Source organism: Pseudogulbenkiania sp. AW2-16 (assembly GCF_056824575.1).
Genome location: NZ_CP157668.1, coordinates 3387826 through 3409144, shown reverse-complemented (window position 1 = coordinate 3409144; position 21319 = coordinate 3387826). Strand labels below are relative to the sequence as shown.

The following is a 21319-nucleotide window of genomic DNA, read 5'->3' as shown; positions in this document are numbered from 1 at the left end:
ACAGTTTGGGTGGATGCCTTACCAGCTTTCCTTAGCTTCAGCATGCCTTATGACTCAAGTGCTTATGCGGTTTGTGAGACGACTTCCTTTGTTTGGACAAACCTTCGCGATGGCAATAGGTATGTCTGACAATAAGTGAACATGCTTCCTTGAGCAGAGAAATTGCCTTTGAAACCAGTAAGATAGCTGGGAGAACACGCTTTAAAACTGTATGGGCGTATGCATGATTAATCCTACGCCCCTCTGGTAGGGGATCCTCCTCCGTCGCAACGAGACATGCCAAGGCTTGCAAGTTGTCGCATAATACTTTGGCAGCAAAGTCCTGCATCACTGCCAGTTGAGACAACCCAGACACGTGCTCCAAATTCAAACGATGCTTGAGTCGCTTGAAAGCCTCTTCAATGCGCCATCGCTGGTGGTAGAGAGCACCGAAATCGGCAGCTGGAAATGTGTGCACATCGAGTAAGTTGGTCATCAATACACGAATGGCTCCATCAGGTGTAACACTGCGAACGAGGCGAACTTCTTGAGGCGTGGCTGGGCAACCATAATCAGCGACATCTCTCAGATCAGGTGCATTCAGCTTGACTACGGCCTCTGTCTTCCCTGAGCGCATAAAGTTACGTACGCACTCAAAACCACCTTTGTCGGGACGATCTACACGCATGCAAAAACGAATCCCGGCTTGATTCAGGGCAGCCACCAGCCATCGAGCTTGATAGCCTCGGTCCAGCAAGAGAACGTCATCAATCCTCAGTTTGTCCAAGTGTTCAAACAGCATTTGACGCTCTCCCACGCTAATGCTGTAAAGCGTTGCAGCCAGCGTCATTTCAACACCTGGCAGGAAGAGCGCGAACGCATTCTGTTCAGTAACTGCAGCACGTGGTACGTGGCTAGCCCGTAAACCGAATCGCAGGTTTGATGCATCTGCTGCAACCAACCGCAAGCCATGCCATCTGGGGATCAGCCCTGCCGCATCTATTTGCTGGATGAACCAGTCATTAAGCGCGGGGATTGCTGCACCAGACAATTTAGCTCGTGCTTGGGCGAAGGCTTGCTCAGAAACGTGATGAACCAGTTGGGCCTGCTGCCGGAGATGGGCAAAGAATTGATCCAGCTCAGCACGGACACTCATGCGCATGCCGCAAATCATTACAGCGACCAAGCTGGGTACAGGTAGTTTCCCGCCTCGGCGGGTGAATGCCGTGGGGTACTCAGGATGACGGGCAGTTTCCCGAAATTCATCGGATTGCAAGAATTCCGAGAAGCCTCGGAACAGCTCGATATGGCTAGACATGTAGTCTCTCTGGCCGGGATTTCTCCCGCTCTACACGGTTCAATAGGGCGAGAGAGGGCGCAAGCGCAGAACGCGCTTGACAGCCCAGCCAAGAAAAGCCAAGATACCTGTGACAGTCCCGCAAGAATTGTCAGCAGACCCCCGAATCGTTCAGCGCCAACTGACCGATAACTCGGGGGTTTGTCTTTTCTACTCTCGAAAATTGCAGTGATCGTTCTACGCGTTCGTTTTCTAGTTACATCTACGTCTCCGGCGTTGATTCAAACTGTTTAATTTGTAGGCTGGATAAGATTTGCTCGTTCGGCAAGCCAGCGCTCCACTACCGAACGCAGAAACAACCGCCTCCGACCGACACGGAAAGAGGGCGGCATGGGCAAGCCCAAACTTAGCCGGTTGCGTGCCGTATGTTCCGATATCCGCAAGATCTGGCTAACTTCGGCGACTGTCATCGTTTCCACGGTTTCACCCTTGACACCCCTCAATATCACGACTGCTCATGCTATTGATGCGCCATGGCTCATGCTACTGCCCAAAATGGACATTTGATTTATGCCGCTCTATGTCGACGATGAGGTGATTCGTGCTCGGTTTACGAACATGGACGTCGTGTATGGTCTGCGATTCATCAAGGTTGTTGCTTCAGCGGGCGCAGTTACCCCTGCAATAGCTCAGAAACTAATCCGCTGCTACTTGCGACCGCTAGCGTCCACGGAAGGGCGTGCCGTATTTGACAAGGAGAAGAAGGCGAGTTGGGACAGCATCTACTTCTTGTACGGTGCCCTTGGCTTCTGTGCTGAACACGATAAAAAACTTCAGCAGATTGCATCTGCTGTCAAGCTCGTGCACTCCCATACGAAGCAACCACCAAGGGACCTGGAGTTCGCACCAATTGAAGTGAATATCTTCATTCAGCACTGCGGCTATCTGCATCTCTCGGTGGAGGACATTCGATACCCTCAAGACCATCGACACATAGACCCATTGCGCTTCTGTGAGTTGTGCTGGCGCCAACCCTTACCCGGTCGAAAACTATGCGGATATCATGCGCCAAGTGATCCCATGCTGTCTGGGAGCGACACGCGCAAAGCAGCTGCGCGTTACAAAGAAGGGATAAGGCAAAAAGAGCTATTAGAGAATGTCATCAATCGTATTCTGACTCGCGAAGTGACTAAGTTTCACGACAGCCTGTTCCAAGACCAGATGCTATTTCCTGAGCAAGATATTGCATCATGGCTCGCGGAACGACGCCCTGCTGTTTGGCGTGAGCTTGGGCATGCTCAGCACACACTAACGGATGAAAATGCCGTTCAAGTAATTTTGAGTGTTTTGCACGACCCGGAAGGCTTGTCATATAAGGCTACGTCGCTGTACCGGGCCGTTAATGCGCAGATCCAGTCTCATCCAGCCTTGATCTGGCCGATGCTTCTCAGAGCAGAGGGCTGGTACCAGAGTCGTGAACTCATGGGAAATAATCGCGGCGGCAAGCGACCAGGAGCTGGCAGGCCTAAGCAAGCAAAGAAGTGACTTCACAGAATTGTGCAAGTACTACCGTGTGTCGTGGCTCATCAGCAAAGAGTTCTGAAATCACTGGAATACATACCTTCAGACACCCACTTTTCAGCATATTTACCTATAAAACCTTAGCTTGGGTGGATTGGGTCCGCAGGGGGCCGCCATTCTGGATGGGGTTTCATGGCTTTTCCTTTCGGTTGCCAACCCACGGCAAGCGTGGACCGGCTTGGCAGGGATGAGCAGGGACAGTCCCGGGCAAATCGCCCTTGACTGTCCCTTTCGGAAAAGCCAGAATGAAATCGACTGGGTCTATATCTAGTCAGTTTCATAAAGCCCTCAGGTTTTCGCAGAACTTGGGGGCTTTGCCTTTTCCGTGCTCAATGGATGTCAACATCGTGCACAGGTTCTACATTTTCTCCTCCTCTTAAGTTTTAACTACGTAAAGCTAGTGCTTAGCTAGTTGCCGTTTCCGGTTTCCGGACAGTAGTGGCAGCTAATGTAGTAGAGAGCTCTTCTGTATCACTGAGCATACCGGCCTTCAAACCAAGTTTGACGGCGATTTCATGGCTCATGCCAATACGGCAAGGCTTGTTTCCCCTTAGCACCTGATATACCAGTGCAGCTGGATAACCGTTAGCCTTTGCCCAAGAGCTGATAGAAACCCCTCGTAGATCGAATTCGGCTCGAACTTGCTCAGGCGTCTTCATGGTGCAATCCGTTCAAAAAAGTTTCATGAAATTCATGTCCTCATATCCGAAAAGGTAGTTCTCACTAGCTGCAAAGTCAAAATCTAATTTTTTACGAAAACCAATAGTAAAATTAAATCAGTAAATCACATTTCTGACGTTGGAAATAAGTTTTCAAGGTTTGCCGCAAAAAAGCTAGAAGTACGTCGCTTCTGGCTTTTCTGTATCAGAGTAATTAAATTTACTTCGTCGCATCATTGGTCAAGAGGCTCTGTTCGACTGATAAGCTCGGATAACACGACGTCTTTGAATCGATCAAAAACAATCCAGTTTTTGTAACGTGGTTCCCAGCGTCCACGGCCTCGGCAAATGGATTCCACAATGCGCCGGGTTGGCTCATCAAAGCGGTGGAAAACCGAGTAATTGCCATAGGGCAACCGTCTGAACCAGACCCAAACATTACCGACGGCAAAGCGTTGCGTATCCGGCCACTGATCCATCAGGTTGGAGATGGGCGTCAGAGCATCCAGCTCACTCGCGAATGATGAAGGATCGGGCGCCACTTCAATCCACTTCCTTCTTTCAAGATCAAACAGAACGACATCTTCAAGCTCGTTCCAGCTCCACGGCAGGGTAACCATGTCACTGAGGTCAATCTCCAGGGTCGGTAGAGACAGCTCCTGCAGTTTGTCGGCTTTCACCTCATCGACCTTGTGATGGACGGCAATCTCAATAGCAAAAGCGCCATGTGCTGACTGGGCATAGCAATCGACGACCACATCACCACTGGCAGCTTGCAGTCGATGCTCAAGCAGCACATTCGTCAGATGTAGCTCGGCATCTTGTTGCAGAGAGAGTTGTCCAGCGGGTGCTTTGATGCGGTGAAACTCCAACACCACTTGCTTGGCGGCTTGGTGCAGGGCCGTCTCTGCACATCCTTGCGCATCGGTTCCCGCTTCGTGGGCGAAGTGGTGGGTTTTCTCGCGACCAGCATTCTTTGCAATCAGTCGCTTATGACAACCAGGGCAGGTGCACTCGCAGTTCATGCCGGTTGGTACATCATCTACGTGGACCATTCGCCCATCGTCAGCGAGGGCGAAGGTCATCATTGGTTGGGTAGGGCTGGTCATGGCGTTTACTCCTGGCGTTGAACACAGAAGTCACGCTAGAGCCCGTTATGCGGCTAGAATAGTCTCAAATTGTCATAAAACTGTTTTGGACAGTTATGGAAGCGATTGAAAAGAAAGAAAAAATGGTGGTCGACGAGGGTGGGGCGAGTCCGCAAGACTATCTGTCTGGGTTGCAATGCCTGCAGGGCTTCCTTCTGCATGTACGAAAGATGACGAAGCCGTATCGTGTACTGCAGGTGTGGCTGGACTATGAAATCCAGCGTATTGGGGAGGGGCATGGTTGCACGCCATATGAAGCCGAGAACCTCCGGGCCTGCTTTGGCGAGGCTAGTGACAAGTCTGCATCGGGGTGGCTGGCCCCGATCTGGAAGGTTCTGCAAGACCTTGATGAGGCTCATGGTGAAGGATTAAGAAGCTGGGCTGTCCAGCACAGCCATTCGGGCTTCTGCTTGCCGGCCAAGCAAGCCAGCCAAGGTGGGTCAGGCAACACCTCCAAGTATTTTTTCTGCTACTTCGCTGTTACCCAAAAGCAAACTGTTCCCCGTCAGTCAGGTACACCCACAGCAGGTATCACGGTTCAGTACATCATGGACACCCAGATTCAACCGGCCTGGTGGATTGGCTGGTTTCTTAAATCAGGGTACAAACTGTACGGCTGGAGAAAATGGCTTTTTCTTGCGTACTGTTTGATCACCTTCATAGCCGTCGGTTGCTACCTCCTTCTGTCTTTTCTCTCGATAGTTTATGACCAACATAGCTTTTCTGATTTTATTAAGTTAGTTGGCTCCTCTATCGGTGTCGGCATCATGGGCTTCCTTTGCCTAGGGCCTTATGTTCAGCTAGTCAACTGGCGCATTACGATGGCCCCACTGTTATTCACGGCATTCAACGAGGTAGACCACGCACAACTAGAGTTGGTGACTCTTTCAGATGACCCCTCTGGTGCGAAAAGAGAGATGCGTTTGGTTCGCTACAGTGCTCAGTGCCCAATCTGTTCAGCTCGGGTTCTACTGAGAAGAGGAGGGCGTCAGTTTCCAAATAGACTGGTCGGGCGTTGTGAGGAGTCACCGGCTGAGCATGTTTTTAGTTTTGACAGAGTGTTTATGTCTGGATGCAGGCTGGATTGATAAATAATCGAAAATAAAAATACCTGACATTTCCGTTTTCGATTTGTGATGTTAATCACATTTTAGTGATGGCTCTAAAAAATGAGAATTGGAATGGTATTTGTGATTTTTGAAGTGGTGGGTTCTATTGCTTATAGGAAGTTAAGTTTCCCCACTTGCATTGAAAAATTTGGCGAATTGCCTATCTCGGGATGTCCTTGTCCTGCTGGTAGGACTGAGCCACAGGTATACGTCTGGAGTCGATAGGGGAGAGCGTAATATCTCTATCGAGAATATGTGATTGTTAGCGGGTGCGTTTGGGGTGAGGCTGAAAGAGCTTCTGGATACTGACGGTCAAAAATAAGAAGGGTTTGAAAATGGACATGGTTGCCCGACTCAATGAATTTGCTAAAGATTTATCTTGGATGAACAGGAGCCTTACTGGGCTTCCCGATTCTTGGGTGACTCGGGCTGGGGAGAATGCCTCGGAACCAGAGTATGTGCTTGAGCAGCTCCATATGAACCGGTCAATGCGACGTCAGGCAAAGCTGCATAAAATCCATTTAGCCCTGCTGAATCGTGGGGCGCGGAGTTATGTTTTCCGAGATGCATGTTCTCGCTACTTGGATAATGGTCAAAATGTCCTCTTGGAAGGTGAAAATGCACCAAGTTGGGAGGCTGTAGTTTTTGAAAAATTCAAACCAGGGTGGTTGTTAGATCAGCTGGATCCAAGTGCTGAAGGTGCGGTAAATAAATTTTCAAGCGGGCTTGAAGGTAAAGATGTTCCAGAGAGCTTTCCGGCAGGAATCCATTTTTCGGAGTGGTGGGAAGCCGATAACCAGGATTTTTTAAATAAACAATCTAAGCCCATTTCGAGTAGTAAATCTTTGCCTCGGCTAGCAAAAAGAGGTGAATCATTTGCGCGCTTGTTCTGTTTAGTCGTCAAGGTGTACATGACGGCTCTGGATAAATTTGTACAGTGGGACTCACTGATCGAGGAGGAACAAGCGCAACTGGCGGATGTGTTTTACGGTATGTTCACCCTACTTGGCGTTGAGGCAATCAAACCCGTTTTAGAAGCCCAGCCAGGAATTCTCCTCAATTATTTCAAAGCCATACTCAAGGCCAATGCAGGCCTGTCCTTCTTGGATGACCCCGGCTCCAAGGTTGAGGCAGGGAACGACGACTGCGAGACGCCCCCCATTCTCCAGGTGGGCAACCTTGAATCGAGCCAGGCCGATCAACCAACGACCCTACAAGATTTCTACGCCAGCCTGCTGCAACTGGCCGAGGCTGGGGCACGGACCCCGCACGACATGGCCCATGCCGATCTGGTGATGGCATTTGTCGTCGATAACTTGCCGCGCCTGCGTAGCGCGCTCCAGATCGATCAGGCGACGCTTGCTGAAAAACTTCAGATGTTCGCCCTTCAAGTCGTGACTCTTGGCAAACTGCTGGGTATTACCTTGTTTGAAGACCCGATGTTCATTGTTGCCTTCACCAAGGCGTGGGTTCAATCGCTGTACCAGGCCGTGCAAGTGCCGGTCAGCCCTGATTACCTTCGTGACCGCCTGCTCGAGATCGAGGCGGCGGCCATGGTCCACGAGCGACTGCTCCAAACTTGTCGTATTGCCCAGGGTGATGCCGACGCCGGATTGAAGGCAGCGGAAGCAGCCAAGGCGCGAGCGAATTTTACGACTCGACGCGAGACAGCGGCCACGGTAACGCAGGCAGAGAGCGCCTTGCGTGAGGCCGAGCAGAATCTGATCGATGTCGAAGAAATCGCGACGTCTGTCTTGCTGCCGGACGACATTACCTTGGACGACCTGTCCGATTATATGGAAGAGGGCAAAGACACTCCGCTCGAGCCGGCCAAGGTCCATCCCGAGTCCGTGCCGGCATTGCTGTCGTTTGACGGCACGTCCGCCTCAGCGACAACCGAGATAGTGGCCGAAGCCCCAGAGACAGAGGAGGTGGTAGCAGTAACGTTGATGCCGGAGGTCGAGCCGATGCAGTATCTCGAGACTCCGCTCGATGAAAACGGCCCCGCGGAGGCGATTGCTCCAATTGAAGTCGTGACGACACAGGCCGAGCCGGCACCAGCCACCGCCGTAGTGGAAGAGGCGGAGGCCGCCCCAGAAGAGGTAGAGGGAGTTGCCGTGGTGGTGGTGGAGGTTCCCAGTCCGGCACCGGGGCGCCCGACCGAGGAGGACGTGGCGTCGCCACAAGAAACCGAAGACATACTTGCCGGGCTAGGAGAACCTGCGCTGCATCCAGCCTCATCGCAAATCGTGGAAGACACGGATGACTTGGTCACCCATGTACAGGACATTACTGCCAAGCACGGGGTGTTGCCCGCCATCCTAGTCGATAGCGCCATCGTACACTGGCTGGCGAAAAGTGAACTGCCCAACGCTTTGGCGACGTGGGACCTGGCCAACCAACAGGATGTCACACTGCAGGGGGCGGTCATTGAACGCGATGTATTGCAGAGCGCGTACACCGGGCTGCATGTCTGGCCAAACCAGGATGCGTCGCTCGGTAAGATCCGATCTCTGTTGAACTTCATCCCACCGCAGCGCATCGACGAAATGCTGCTGCGTCGGCAGACCAAGGCGATCGTGCCGGGTCTGCTGTTCTCCGCGTCGTTCCAGGCCGCTATTTTCGCCGGTAACAGCACGGCTGCGCCGCGCATTCTGGCTGCTTGCGAAGACATGGTGGACCCGCAATTGCAGCGGCTGATTCGCGAAGTTGTCGCCTCCAGCAATCGCAACATCCACTTCGATATCGATGCGCTGCGCATGGTGACACCGGCTGAGGCTGAGGAGGTGCGTATTCGTGAGCTGCAATCGCAGCTGGACGATGTAGTCGACCGCGTACGCTCCAAGCAGGTGGGTTGGGCGCCCGCGCGTAAGGCTTTATCTGCCTGTTTTGACCTGCCGGACTTCAAAGAGGCCATTGGAGCCGTACGTGACGCCGACTGGGGCAAACTCTATGCGGTCGAGCATTTCCTCGATACCTATGAATCTGAAGAAGCGCGGCGCGATCTGTTTACCCAGCAAATCCGCATGATGGACATTGCGAGTAATAGCGTCATTGGCAAAACACCAATGAACCAGTTCCACACGACCATTCAGGCCCTGCGCGACATTTTCCTATGCTGGCTCAGTTTGCGGAACAACACATCGGGACGCCAAGCCGACATTGGTGAAGCGGCCAAACGGCTGATTAGTTCGATGCGGAATGCAGCATCTTATGTGGCAGAGAAGAGGGCCCACGTCGTGGGGGTGGCACAAAAAGCCAACTACGGCCTGTTTCACGCTGTGCTTACACAAGTGCTGGCAGTGGTGGACGGCCAAAGCGGAACGGTAGCGGAGCCGGTGGTAATTAAGGCGGTGCAAGAGCTGCCTTATGCGATTCTTCTGCTGACAAAGCCCGCGACCGAATCGCTCTCCAATCTGAGTAGCATCACAACTTGGCTTTCCCATCCGCTGAACAAAAACACGCTGTTTGACCTGGCGATGGCGGCGCAAGACAGCGTCACGGCGCAAGTGTTGCTCCGGACGTTCCCGCATCTTGCCGGCCGGGATATACGCCGCACTGCAGTACAAGCGCTGGAAGCCCAGACGCGCAAAGACCTTGTGAAGAAGTTGCAGCTTGCCGAAATCCTGCTTGATAACGCGTTGCTGGCAGAGATCTTTGATGACGAGGAGGAACCCACTACCAAGCAGCAGCTGCTGGATGCGTTGAAGGAAGAGATCGAAGTTCGCACTGTTTACGAACGGTTGTCTGATATCCGTGCGGAAGTGGAAGCCATCGAGCGCGAGATCGAGGCCAAACTTGGTCGTCGTGTGGAAGACGACGAGGTCAAGCTGCACTCACTGATCGACAAGGCGGTCGACCTGTTGGGCGAGGAAGCCGTCCCAGCCGATTGGCGTCAAAGGGCAGAGCAGGCCCTGCAATCGCGCATGTTGCCGCTGGTCACGGAAATGATCAGCCAACTCGAGCATTCGATCGACAAGCGCGAAAAACTCCCGGACATCGCGATGGTAAGGAACATGGACCTGGAAGGATTTGTGGCGGCACAGGGAACCATCTACCCGGCCTTGCGCGCCCATCCCAACCCGCGGGAGACCTGGCGCAGCCTGGTAAATCTACAGTCGAAGGGTTTGGATTTTTCCCGTTCACGGGTCAAGACCAAGGAGGTTATCGAAACGCTGAGCAGCTGGTACCTCGATCGCAAACTCAACCTCGACAACCCTGCGATTGCCAATGTGCGCGAGATACTGGGTTTCCTCGGCATGCAGGTCGTGCCTCGTATCCCTCCGTCGGGAATTCGCAATGAGGGGCCGTTCCGCGCGCTGACGATCAAGGTGTTCCGTGGGAATACCGGTCGCGGTTTTCCCTATTTTGATGGGGAGGCCGGTAACGGGACGGAACACAACGATGTGCGGGTCTTCATTGCCGTCGGGGACTGGCTCACTAAGGACCTGATCGAGTGCGTGGAGCGCGAGGCCTACGGCAAGCGAGATATCCTAATTTCTCCCAAGGTCATGGATGCCGCCATGCGCGAAGAGTTGGCCGTGCTGACCAAGCAGCGCAATCTTGCCATCTACCATATCGACCCAGTGATGGCCGCATATCTCGGCATGAACAATGTAGCCGAAGACAAGGTATTGAAGACCTGGCTGCAGATGACGGCGCCGTGGACCGGGTTCAACCCGTACCACAAGGGCGACACCCTCATGCCTGCCAAGCCGGAGATGCGCTATGGCCGGCTGAAGCAATCCTATGAGTTGACCAGACCGCATAGCAATGCCGTGGTTTACGGCGGCCGCCAGCTGGGTAAAACAACGATCCTGCATGAAGCCGTAAGACTGGTGCAGAAGAACTGTGATGTTGCCGCCTATACACGCGTGGATCAGACCATGGTCGGTCCGGTCGACGAGGCTTGGGAGAATTGCCGTTCCTGGCTGTTCAACGAGATTCATCAACTGCTGTACAAGGCGGGATTCCTGCCGTCCTCGGAGACGCTGCCTAATGCCGACGATGAGGAAATCACGATCCGCCAAGCCTTGAACAACCCGGGTAATAGCAAGCGAGTGCTACTGTGTCTCGATGAAGTCGACCCGCTGCTGGAACTCGACTCTAAGAAGGATTTCAAGCTGTTCCGTGCCATCGTCAACTTCGTGCAAACGCCGAACAGTCCGTTGAAGGTGGTGATCGCTGGCTTGCAAAATGTGAAGCGTTTCGAGCAGGTGCCGAACGTGCCACTCAACCAGCTCGGCGACTCCATGCAAGTCTCGATTCTGGAAACGCAGGATGCGATCGACCTGGTGCAGGAGCCACTGGCCATTGCCGGCTATTACTTCGCCGATCCGATGCTGATCAACCAGGTGCTGGTTGTGACCAACCGTCATCCGGGACTGATCCAGGTCTATTGCGCCAAATTGCTTGAGCATTTGCACAAGGACAGCCGCCTCAAAATCGGAGACGCGAAAATCACCTCAAGCCACCTCGAATGGGTGAGCCAAGACGAGGATGTACAGGATCGGATTCAGTCACGCTTTGAATATACCCTGAACGTCGACCGTCGTTATGGCGTGATCGTGTATGGACTGATTGCTGAGGGGGTGCTCAATGGCGAGCGTAGCGTTACGGCCAGCCGCGTGCTAGGCGTGGCCCGCAAGTGGGCGCCGCAATGGTTCAGCACCACCAGCGAGGGTAATATCGAGGCCTTCCTCGATGAAATGATTGGCCTAGGCATCCTGAAGAGCCTCGACGGTCGCAAATATTCGCTGCGCAATCCGAGCATCCTGCGGCTAATCGGAGACCGCAACAAGGCGACCGACAAATTACTGCGTCTCGTGGATGCGCCAGCGGAGGACCCGCTGTCGGCGCACCGGAAGTGCGAGGATAAAGGCTACCCATCGCCGCTCACGCGCCGCGACGAGCAGCTGCTTTTGAAACACCTCGATCCGAAAGGGCGTGAGAAGACATTCTCGGTCACCGCCATCGTCGGTTCGCCGGCCTTGGGTCTGACCAGCCAGTTCATGCGTCCAGCGCTGGAAACATTGGGCATGTCTGATCGCTCGACTACCCGATTGGATGTCCATGTCTACAAGGACAGCGCCTTGAAAAACGTTGGCACACTCAAGGAGAAGCTGCTCGAATCGCTGGCTAAGCGCCAATCGCGGCCATCCATTTTCATGATCGAAATCTCCGGGCAGATGGGTTTGAGCCACACTCTGGCGTTGATCGATGCGGCACACTTGGCGCGCGTCGAGGCCCCGCGCGTGAACCACAGTGTAATGGTAGCGTTCCTGCTGGGGCCGGAGGCGCTCTGGCAGTGGAGGATGAACCCTGCCATCACTTCGGGACTGGGTGGTCAAATTAACTGGATTGAGTTGGGCCAGTGGTCTTATACCGCGCTGGTGCATGAGCTCGAGCGTATCGGCCTTGCGAACACGGATAAGGCGGTAGAGCACCTGCAGGCGCTCAGCGATGGCTGGTATTCCTCCATAGTCAGCCTGATCGACGCCAAGAACAAAACCGGCAACGTCGATGCAGCGGTAATCCAGGACATCAGGGGTTACCAAGGCATCACTCGGATGACGCAGGCCAAAGTGCTTAATGAGTTTCTGAGCAATGCGGGCGTCAACATCGTCGATGCTCCGTGGATCAAGCCAATGTTGCAGTCCCTTGGACAGGCCGAATTCGATATCGAAGATGCCGGCTGCTTCATGCTGGACCATGCCGAAGGCTTTGAAGATGAGGTTATACAGCGTGCGGTGATCGAGTGGATGGTTAGCCTTGGTCTGGTTCAGTCGTCCGTCTCGACCCAGCAAGGCTCGGAAGGGGCTCCCGCGCGTGTCTTGGTCCGTTATCGGGTCTCGCCGGCGACCGCCAATGCGCTGCACTATACCGCTCAGAAGGTATAGTGGGTATGGACAGCGGATCTGTAACATGGGTCGAACAGGTCGCCTGTGCCTGGGGTGGTCTGCCGGTAGGCAAGCTGCTGGCGGAGGATTTAGGCGAACTCGCTGACCAGCTAGGTGGGGCGATGGCGGTACAGGCGGTGAAATACGGCCAGTCGGTGGCAATCGCCATGCCGCACCGCGGTGCCGAATCGTTCAGCGCTTTGCTGCAGACTTTGCATATCGCACGCTTGATGACGGTGCGTGGCGGGGTCGCATCCAGCTGGATGAATCAGGGAAATATGGCCGCAAGGCCGTATCTCGTGGTGTGGACCCGCTCGCTGAAGCGCTTCCGCCAACTCAACCGGCTGGAGGGCTTTGAGGACCTACGCGCACGGCGCATCCGCCGTGACGGGGATCTCGAAGTATTGTCGCCCAGCGGGTTGGCGACGCTGCTGATCGATGCCGGCGACAACCTGCTGAAAGACTTGGAGTGGCTGCAGCAGAGCAACAAGGTGTTTGCGTTTGTTGTCGACGGGCAGGTAGACGGACTGCCGGCCCAGGCTGCCGCGCTCAACGAAGCGCTGGCGGCCTGGGTGCCGGAGATCCCGTGCGTGACGGTCACCACCACTGGCCATGCACAAGGGGTGGGCGTCCTGGCGCAGGACGCGAGCGGGCCGGTATGGAGTGTTCGCCCCGGCGACGCCCGCGTGTTGTATGCGACCACCCACCCTACGAAGCCCATCCCAGCGCAGGTCCGTGAGCTGTGCGTGGTGGAGGACCTCACGGCCAATCGGCATCTGGAGGCGCTGTCCAAGCAAGCCTACCAGCTGGAGGGGTTGGCCAAACAAGGGGAGGGCGCCAACAAAGACCGCTTGCTCAAACCCGTGCGTGCTTTGCTGCGCGGACTGCGCGCGCTCTCGGTCCCTCTGCCCGTTTACGAGGAGGTGCTGACGCGGCATGCGCGCGGCGGGCTGTATCCAGTGCTGCCGCTTGCGACCTGGCTGGAGGCGGGACGTGACGCGAAGTGGGCGCATGGCGACGCGCAGGCGGCCAGTCGCCTATGCCTGGAATTGGCCAAGACCTGCCTGTCGTTGTTCAAGGATGCCGAAACCGGCCGCATGCAACTCATCCACCACAAGGTCGGGGAGGCCATCCGGCTCCAGCAGCGCCTGCTCGTCCTGGCCGGGACGGCGCTCGAAGCGGAAGCGCTGTTTGAGTGGCTAGAACAGTCCTACGAGATACTCGAGCACCCCGAAATCCATATCGCGGCGATGGACGGCGACTACGGGCACACGCCGACCTGGCCGGGGTATGACGAGGTGGTCGTGATGGGCGTCCTGTGGGCGACACGGATGCACTGGCTGGCTATTCCCTGTCAGCGCTTGTCAGTGGTGTGCCTCCCCTTCGAGCAAGCCATGTATGAGCGGCAACTGCAGGGCTGGTGGGGACAGCATGGCGCCGCCAGTCCCGGCACGGGCGACAAGCTGACATTGTGGACCTTGGGTTTTCAGCATGTGCCACGTCTCCGTGACACGCTGCCCGGCAGCGCAGAGGTCTACTTTACCGCGAAGCCTTCCATTTTCAGTGGACGCTATGTCACTTCGCCTAGGGTAAAGGAAATCGAGCACAAGTCGCTAGTGGACGACTGGCTCGACAAGCTGACCGAGGAAGCCGCCGAGCGTCCGGGACGAGCGGCAGCAGAGGACATCGAAATCTATATGGGAGGTCATGCGCTCGTATTCCTGGAGGGCTGGCCTCATCCGGTAAGTTGGCCCTTGAACAAGGGTCTCATGGTTTTGCGCGGTGACACCTTGGAGGGGGTCACCCCGGATGGGATCATACCTGGCGATGAGGTGCTTTTCCTGCACGAGGGAGGCGAGCGATTGGCAACGCAGCGCAGCTTACTTGAGTTGTTTGCCAGAGCCTCGTTCGATTACCAGCAGTGCGATCTGCTCGCCTCACGGTGGAAGCGCGATATCCGCAAACTCAACGCTGATCTGGGCAAGCAGCGCTTGTTCACCAAGCTCAAGGCGCAAGGTTTGAGCGTCGGACCGCAGGCTGTCGACAACTGGATACGCTCTCAAGTGATCATCGGTCCGCAAAACGCCATGGATCTGCGTGTGATCGCTCAGGTCTTCGGGCGAGCCAATCCGGACCAGTACGTGCAACACACCCAACGTGCCATAGAAACGATTCGCCAGGAGCACCGCCAGATCGGACGGGAACTACGCCAAGCCATCCTCGCCCGGGCGGCTGGGGAGCAGGTGGTAAAGATTGGCCCGCACATTTTGGGTAATTCGGAACTCGATGCCTTGTTCGAGATTGCCTGTGTTGAGCGGGTCGAAATGAAAAAAGCCGCTACTCCCAACCGTAGTAAACCCATGCTGATCATGCTCGGCGAGATCGAGCGGGCCTATCCTACCCAACTCAAGGTGACCTCGGCGGCATGGCGCAGCCTGGACGAAAGCCCCTATGAGGACCTCCCAAAGCTGCGGCGGGCGCTCGAGTTCATGGCGGTCGTCCTGTACGGGATGCTGGCTGGACAAGGGGTAAAACCCGAGGACGTAGTTCAGCAGGCTTCAGGTCTGCAAATCATCTATGCGCCGAATTCAGCGACGCAAACCATGGGACGTTACAAAGACCAGTATGTGAGGACCTACCATGGCGAGCAGGTGAAAATCGGCGCGCACATCGGACTGGGGAACGCACGCGACCCTACCAAGACTTTGCGCATTCATTACCACTTCGATGACGTTGAGAAAAAACTCGTTCTTCATCACATCGGCAAACATCTTCCCACGTTGTCCAGCTAATTCCGAGGTTACCAATGGTTTTGACCTACCAACAAGAAATGAACATGACACGGGTTATGCTGGACGAGCTAGGTGAGCGGCTGGCCGATCGCGCTGGGGTGGGGTCGGTATATGCTGACATCTCCCCTGACCAACAATGCCTGCTAGGGGTCCTGGGCCCACAGCCAGATCCGGATTACCACGGGCCGCAGCCGTCGAACGCACTCGGGGTCGTCATCGGTGTGCTGCCCGCGGCCAACGGCAAAGTCACCATCCGGTTAGCTGGCGGGTTTGATATCAGCTACCGACAAGTTCCTGAGTTGGACCACATGCTGGCGCATCTGGCCTACGAGAACGATGGTCATGAATTGCGTGCCAAGCAACCGATCGCCCCATCTTTCCAGCGGCACCGGGTCGAATTTGCCGATGTCCAGCTGACACTGGATGTAGATGACGCAGGGTTGTGGGTCGACGCTCACGACACCCTCGACGTCCTGCTCAAGCAAAAGGCGCAGCAAGTACGCGACGATGAGCAGGTTTTTGGCCGGTTGCGCGCCAACGACTCCGGCAAGCCCGACTACCTGCTGCAATGGGCTGATTGTGCCAGCCAGGCGGACCTCAATGCGCTGGCGCAACGCCAGCTGTTCGAACACCGTGACGCGGTGTTGCCCTACGCGGCTCTGGTGCGGGCCCGGATTCGGCCGGCACCTGTGGTGTTTGGCCAAGAGGGACTCTGGCTGCTCGAGGTATATCTGGTCAATCAGACCAACAACACCGACAGCCGCTGGTTTGGGGTGGAGCAGGCCTGTCTGCTTGATGCGCGTTTCATCGTGACGGTCACTGAGGGTATGCGGATCAACGTGCCCCATCGACTGCAGCCGGAGGATTATCGGTACCGTCCGGAGGACAACGTACCCGGCTATGGGGTGGGTTGCGTGGTGCAGGAGGTGGATGGTGCCACGGTCACAACCGACACCTTCCCAATCATGCCGATGCAACGCACCGAAGCACCAAGCCCTGAGGCGGTCGACATGTCGCAGCGGCCGACTTACCTTGGCCTGGCCAGCGATCCGTTGCCGATTTTGCATGACTTCGTTACGGCCTTGGCGCGCTACCAGGACGACTGGCTAGTCACGATCGGAAGTCTCGCCGACACCGAAGAAATCGCAGTGGCACGGCGCGATGCTGAGCGTTTTGACGAAGAACTGGCGCGGGTGCGGGAGGGAGTGGCACTGCTGACGGCCCAGCCGTCTCTGCTACGCGCGTTCCGGCTCATGAACGAAGCGATGGCCAGTGCCATCCAGTTGCAGGGCAAATCCTTTGACAGCTGGCACCTGTTCCAGCTGGGCTTCATCCTGAGCCAGGTGCGGAGCCTGCACGAACGACATCACCTGCCGGCGGCCGGCGGCGAGGCGGCCGTGGCGGACGTGCTGTGGTTCGCCACCGGGGGCGGCAAGACCGAGGCCTATTTGGGCATCATCGTGATGGGGCTGATTCACGCCCGGTTACATGGTCGCTTTAGCGGGTGTACCGCCTGGATGCGATTCCCGTTGCGGATGTTGTCCGTGCAGCAATTCCAGCGCTTGAGCTACGTGATCGCGCAGGCGGAGATGATCCGGGTGCGCGAAGGGATCGCCGGGCACCCGTTTACCCTCGGTTACTTCACTGGACAGGGCACACCGAACCGGATCACCCAGCCGGATGCAGAGCGCGGCCAGCGCGATTTTTTGCCGCTGATCAGCGACAGCCAGTTGGAGAAGTATCGGCTCATCAGCGACTGCCCGTATTGCGGCACCAAAAACGGCATCCGCATCGTCAAGGACCTCGGCAAGGTGCGTATTCGTCATGAATGCGCCAACGCCGACTGCTGGTCAAACACGGAGGCCGGTTTCGGCCAGTACGGCGAAGGCATCCGCAACGAGGTCGGGATCTACGTCAGTGATGAGGAGTGTTACCGCTACCTGCCCAGTGTGATGGTCGGCACCGTCGACAAGCTGGCCGTCATCGGGCACAACGCGCGCTTCCGCCTGTTCTTTGGCGGGGCCAAAGGCTTCTGTCCGGTGCATGGGTTCACGCGCGAATCCAAGTGCGAGCATTTCAACGTGAAGCGCGGACCGGATGGCTGGGACAAGGAGCCGTGCAAGATCCACTCGCGGTCGGCGCCGGACCGGGTCAGGGAGGTGCCGGCGCTGGCCGATCCCGGGTTTTCCTTGCTGATCCAGGATGAACTGCATCTGATGCAGGAGTCGATGGGCAACTTCGACTCCCATTATGAAACGCTGTTGAACGCGCTGCAGGTGGCCGCTGGTGGCCAGGCGCCGAAAATCCTTGCGGCAACCGCCACGATCAAGGAGTACGAGAACCACGTCCACCACCTCTACCTGCGCGAAGGTCGACGCTTCCCGGCGGCCGGCGCCACCAACGGGGAGAGTTTCTACGCCCGGCGCCGCTACGATCCGGAGACCGGTAAACCACTGATTCGGCGCTTGTTCGCCGGGGTGATGCCGGTGACGGGGCCGACGGCCGCTGCGGCGTCACGCTCTACCGCCAAAATCGCCACCCGTCTACTGGATCTGGTGGATGAGTGGCGGGGTGCCCTCAAGGCGGGCGAGGCCGGCTTGCTGGGACGGCTGGGGCTGGACACGACGGCGGCGCCGGCGGCACTGGCCCACCTCGAGCGCCACCTGAATACCCAGCTCATCTACGCCAACAGCAAGCGCAGTATTGATGAGGTTCTGCGCTTCCTGGAGGAGAGCGCTGGCGCGAACGCCGCCCGCCGACCCTGCCAACGGATCGATGGCGAGACGCCACTCGACGAAATCCTACAGGCGATTCGCCTGATCGAGACGAAGACCGCCGACAACCCGCGCCGTCAGTTTATCGCTACCTCGGTTGTGTCGCACGGGGTGGATATCGCCGAGCTCAACATGATGATCATCAATGGCTGGCCCAAATCGACCGCCGAGTACATCCAGTCGTCAGCGCGCAGTGGCCGCGTTCATCCGGGGATGGTGATCAGTGTGCTGTCGTGGCAGAAGTTGTTCGAACACAACGTGTTTCTGAACTTCAATGACTACCACTTCTTTATCGAGCGCTTGGTGGAGTCGGTGCCGATCAACCGGTTCGCGCCGAACCTGCTGGCCAAAACCATGCCCGCGGTCGTGGCCGGCGTCATCTATAACTGGGCCGCCGCGCAGAAACCGTGGGGTACCGGGATTGCCTATAGCGCCCTGCAGGTGGCGGATGCTTTGACCAAGGGCGGCGAAGAGGCGCAGGCCGCGCTCGCGGCGCAGATTGGCAAGGCTTTGGCGATCCCGGCCTCGATGATGCACTGTTTCGACGCCCGGTTGGTGGAAGGCTACAACGCCACCCTGATGGCCGAAGCCGGGCGGGCCGTGCGGCGCTTGCTGAGCTGGCCGGGGAGTAAAGCGAATGCGACGGTACCGGATGCCATGGAAGAGATTTTCGGCAACCGACCCATGATGTCGCTGCGCGATATCGAAAGCCAAGTGCTTATCAAAACCCAGAACTCGCTCGATGACCAAGTCATCGATGCCATCGTCTAAGGAAGGCCGCCATGAGTGAAACCATCCCGAAAAGCCGCCTATATCGTGAATCATTCCTACCAGGTGCGGTCAATCGACTGCGCAATCGGGTCATCGTCAAGGTCATCGGCGTCCGCAATGACGACCACGCCCTAGACCAGATCGACCGCGGCCAACTGATCGAGGTCGCCAGCGCCTTCATGCGCTCTTGGGCGCACGCCGGGGGACTGGTCGATGCGGGTCTGCAGGATGCCGTGGCCAGGCAGCATCAGCTGGTGGTGCAATCCCCGTCAGAAATCTACGTCAGCCCTTATCCGCTGATGCTGCAATGCAGCCTCTGCAAGGTACTGGAGTTCAGCGGCGAAGCGGACGACGAGCGCCTGAAGCAGCGCATCAAGCGGCGCATTCGGTTTGACGGTGGGCATAGTCGTATTCCCTGCAATCGGCCGGGCTGCGTCGGGTCGCTGCGGCAGGTACCGTATGTGGTGGTACACCGGTGCGGCAGTCTGCAATCGATGGGGAACGGGCAGCGCTTCCCGACCGCCCAGCAGATTGGCTTCGAAGACGCCGGCGGCAGCTTCTTCCACAACTACTATTTCGATGTCGACACTGGCAAGCGCATCTCCAGCACCGCACTGCAGGAGAATTGCCCCAGTTGCAAGAAGCAATACCCGGAGCGCTCAAAACTGAACAAGCGGGCCACGCCGGTACCGAGCGGGGAGTCGTTTTACTCGCAGACCGTGCAGTACATCGCCCTATCTCGACAAACCGGAGAGTTGGTATCGCAGTTGCACGCCAAGATCCTCGCCGGATGGCCGGACCTCAGCGGTCCGGCCGCCGATATCGCCGAGGGCATTGCGTCGGTGCTGCTGGGTCTCGAGAGTAGTGTCGCCGTCAGCGACAGCCTAGCTTCAATGTTCAAGGAGCAGGCAGTTACCGTCGATGCGGAGAACATCCAGGCCCAGATCAACAAACTTAACTCGAACATTGAGCGGCTGACCCTGCTCGGCGACATGGAGGATCTGGTGGCGGATGCCTTACAACGCCGGCGAAAGTTGGAAGCGCAACTCGGGCAAAATTCCGGCCAGTTTGCGGCGGTCCGCGACATTCTCGATCACCCCGAAACGCTGGCTTCCATAGTGCATGAACGACGCGCGCTCGAGGCGGCCTTCCTGCGCCACGACGTCAAGCAGCGCAGCTTCGACGATTACGTGTTGTGCGCCTCCGAGGAGCATCAATTCAAACTCGATGCCGACTGGAAGGCGCTCAAGAAGCGCTATGGCGTCCAGAGGATTTCCCATATCACTAACCTGAAAGTCGTGCTGGCGGCGGTTGGCTACTCGCGGGAACGGCGCGCGCCGGATGAGCAAGAGGATGCGCCGCCGGTGGCGCTCAACGGGTTTGAGGATCTGAGCGATCCGGCGATGCGGGGGCGGCGGGCCATGTATGCGATGGCAGCCGAGACCGAGGCGATCTGGATTCGGCTCGATCCGTGCAAAGTACTGGAATGGTGCGTACGCGCGCTCGGCTGGGAGCGCCCTTCCTCCCTGGTGATGGGCGACCCGGCCCAGGCGCATGCTTGGCTGCTGACCCACTCACCGGCACTGACGATGAGCCCCGCGACGGTTCCGCGTGAGACCAAGGGGCTGCCCGTCGGCGAAGCAGCGCCGTTCCATCTGCTGCATAGCATTGCGCACGGTTTGTTGGCGACAATTCGTCAGCACAGCGGGTACGACGAGAAAAGCGTGATGGAGTATCTGCTGCCCGCCGACCTGTCCTTCGTCCTCTACGTGACGTCGGTGCAAAATTTCACGGCTGGAGGGCTGGTAACTCTATTCGAGAATTATCTGCTGAACTGGTTTGATGACGCTGCCAAGTACACCTTCAACTGCGCCTTCGATCCGTTCTGCAGCGAGCAAACCGGCGCGTGCAGCGGCTGCATCCAGCGCGAACTGACTTGTGAAACCATGAACCATGGGCTGTCACGCAGTTATATCCATGGGGGAGTTATCGATGGCACGGTCGTGCGATACCCTTTCTGGGCGTGAGTGTTAGAGAAATATCTGTTGCAAGCTCTTAACCGAGCGGGACGGGGCTTGGAAGTCAATTGCCAGTGGTGCAGATACTAATACTGGTTACGAGCTACTTCTCGAAAAGCTGCCCAATCTGCCCAATCTGAGCAAATGAAAGGATTATTCAACTTTGAATGACATAGATAAATTCCTTATGCCACTGGGGCAAGCGCTGAAGAGTGTGAATTCGGGTAGAGATGATTTTTTTTGAGCTAATCGGAATAATTAAGTGATACTAACTAGGTAGGTGCTAATCTTG

The 21319-nt window shown here is 56.5% G+C and carries 11 protein-coding genes; 7 read left to right on the top strand and 4 right to left on the bottom strand.

Translation table 11 applies throughout. The annotated features are described in order from the left end of the window. Nucleotides 1-37: 37 nt before the first annotated feature. Together ABKF58_RS16485 and ABKF58_RS16480 are read right to left on the bottom strand one after the other, a co-directional pair. Entirely contained in the window at nucleotides 38-1297 is a 1260-nt protein-coding gene (locus ABKF58_RS16485) for an IS4 family transposase (protein ID WP_482582076.1), read from the bottom strand. Between the two features lie 269 nt (nucleotides 1298-1566). Further along, the gene (locus tag ABKF58_RS16480; RefSeq protein WP_482584395.1) at nucleotides 1567-1746 is read right to left on the bottom strand and encodes a helix-turn-helix domain-containing protein; all 180 of its coding nucleotides are present in this window, start codon (nucleotides 1744-1746) and stop codon (nucleotides 1567-1569) included. Between ABKF58_RS16480 and ABKF58_RS16475 the strand changes: the two genes are divergently transcribed. Together ABKF58_RS16475 and ABKF58_RS16470 are read left to right on the top strand one after the other, a co-directional pair. Beyond that, nucleotides 1667-1843 carry a hypothetical protein gene (locus ABKF58_RS16475; protein WP_347372106.1) on the top strand — a complete coding sequence of 59 codons (177 nt, stop codon included), beginning with the start codon at nucleotides 1667-1669 and terminating at the stop codon, nucleotides 1841-1843. The genes ABKF58_RS16480 and ABKF58_RS16475 overlap by 80 nt on opposite strands. A 3-nt stretch (nucleotides 1844-1846) precedes the next feature. Further along, nucleotides 1847-2821 carry a hypothetical protein gene (locus ABKF58_RS16470; protein ID WP_482582075.1) on the top strand — a complete coding sequence of 325 codons (975 nt, stop codon included), beginning with the start codon at nucleotides 1847-1849 and terminating at the stop codon, nucleotides 2819-2821. A 440-nt stretch (nucleotides 2822-3261) separates the two neighbouring features. Here ABKF58_RS16470 and ABKF58_RS16465 read toward each other — a convergent pair whose 3' ends face one another. Together ABKF58_RS16465 and ABKF58_RS16460 are read right to left on the bottom strand one after the other, a co-directional pair. Beyond that, a complete protein-coding gene (locus tag ABKF58_RS16465) occupies nucleotides 3262-3516 on the bottom strand; it encodes a DNA-binding protein (protein WP_482582074.1) in 255 nt (84 codons plus the stop codon). Between the two features lie 233 nt (nucleotides 3517-3749). Next, nucleotides 3750-4625: a hypothetical protein gene (locus ABKF58_RS16460; protein WP_482582073.1), complete on the bottom strand. Its 876-nt coding sequence runs from the start codon at nucleotides 4623-4625 to the stop codon at nucleotides 3750-3752. A gap of 95 nt (nucleotides 4626-4720) precedes the next feature. On the opposite strand from ABKF58_RS16460, the gene ABKF58_RS16455 reads away from it, so the two are divergent. The 5 genes from ABKF58_RS16455 (at nucleotide 4721) to ABKF58_RS16435 (ending at nucleotide 21036) form a co-directional block, all read left to right on the top strand. Then, entirely contained in the window at nucleotides 4721-5752 is a 1032-nt protein-coding gene (locus tag ABKF58_RS16455; RefSeq protein ID WP_482582071.1) for a hypothetical protein, read from the top strand. A gap of 356 nt (nucleotides 5753-6108) precedes the next feature. Then, nucleotides 6109-12672, top strand: coding sequence for a hypothetical protein (locus tag ABKF58_RS16450; protein WP_482582069.1), 6564 nt, complete (start codon nucleotides 6109-6111; stop codon nucleotides 12670-12672). Between the two features lie 5 nt (nucleotides 12673-12677). After that, entirely contained in the window at nucleotides 12678-15464 is a 2787-nt protein-coding gene (locus ABKF58_RS16445; RefSeq protein ID WP_482582067.1) for a DISARM anti-phage system protein DrmE domain-containing protein, read from the top strand. A 14-nt stretch (nucleotides 15465-15478) separates the two neighbouring features. Beyond that, a complete protein-coding gene (locus ABKF58_RS16440; protein WP_482582065.1) occupies nucleotides 15479-19009 on the top strand; it encodes a C-terminal helicase domain-containing protein in 3531 nt (1176 codons plus the stop codon). 11 nt (nucleotides 19010-19020) lie between these two features. Then, the gene (locus ABKF58_RS16435; protein WP_482582063.1) at nucleotides 19021-21036 is read left to right on the top strand and encodes a hypothetical protein; all 2016 of its coding nucleotides are present in this window, start codon (nucleotides 19021-19023) and stop codon (nucleotides 21034-21036) included. Nucleotides 21037-21319 lie beyond the last annotated feature (283 nt).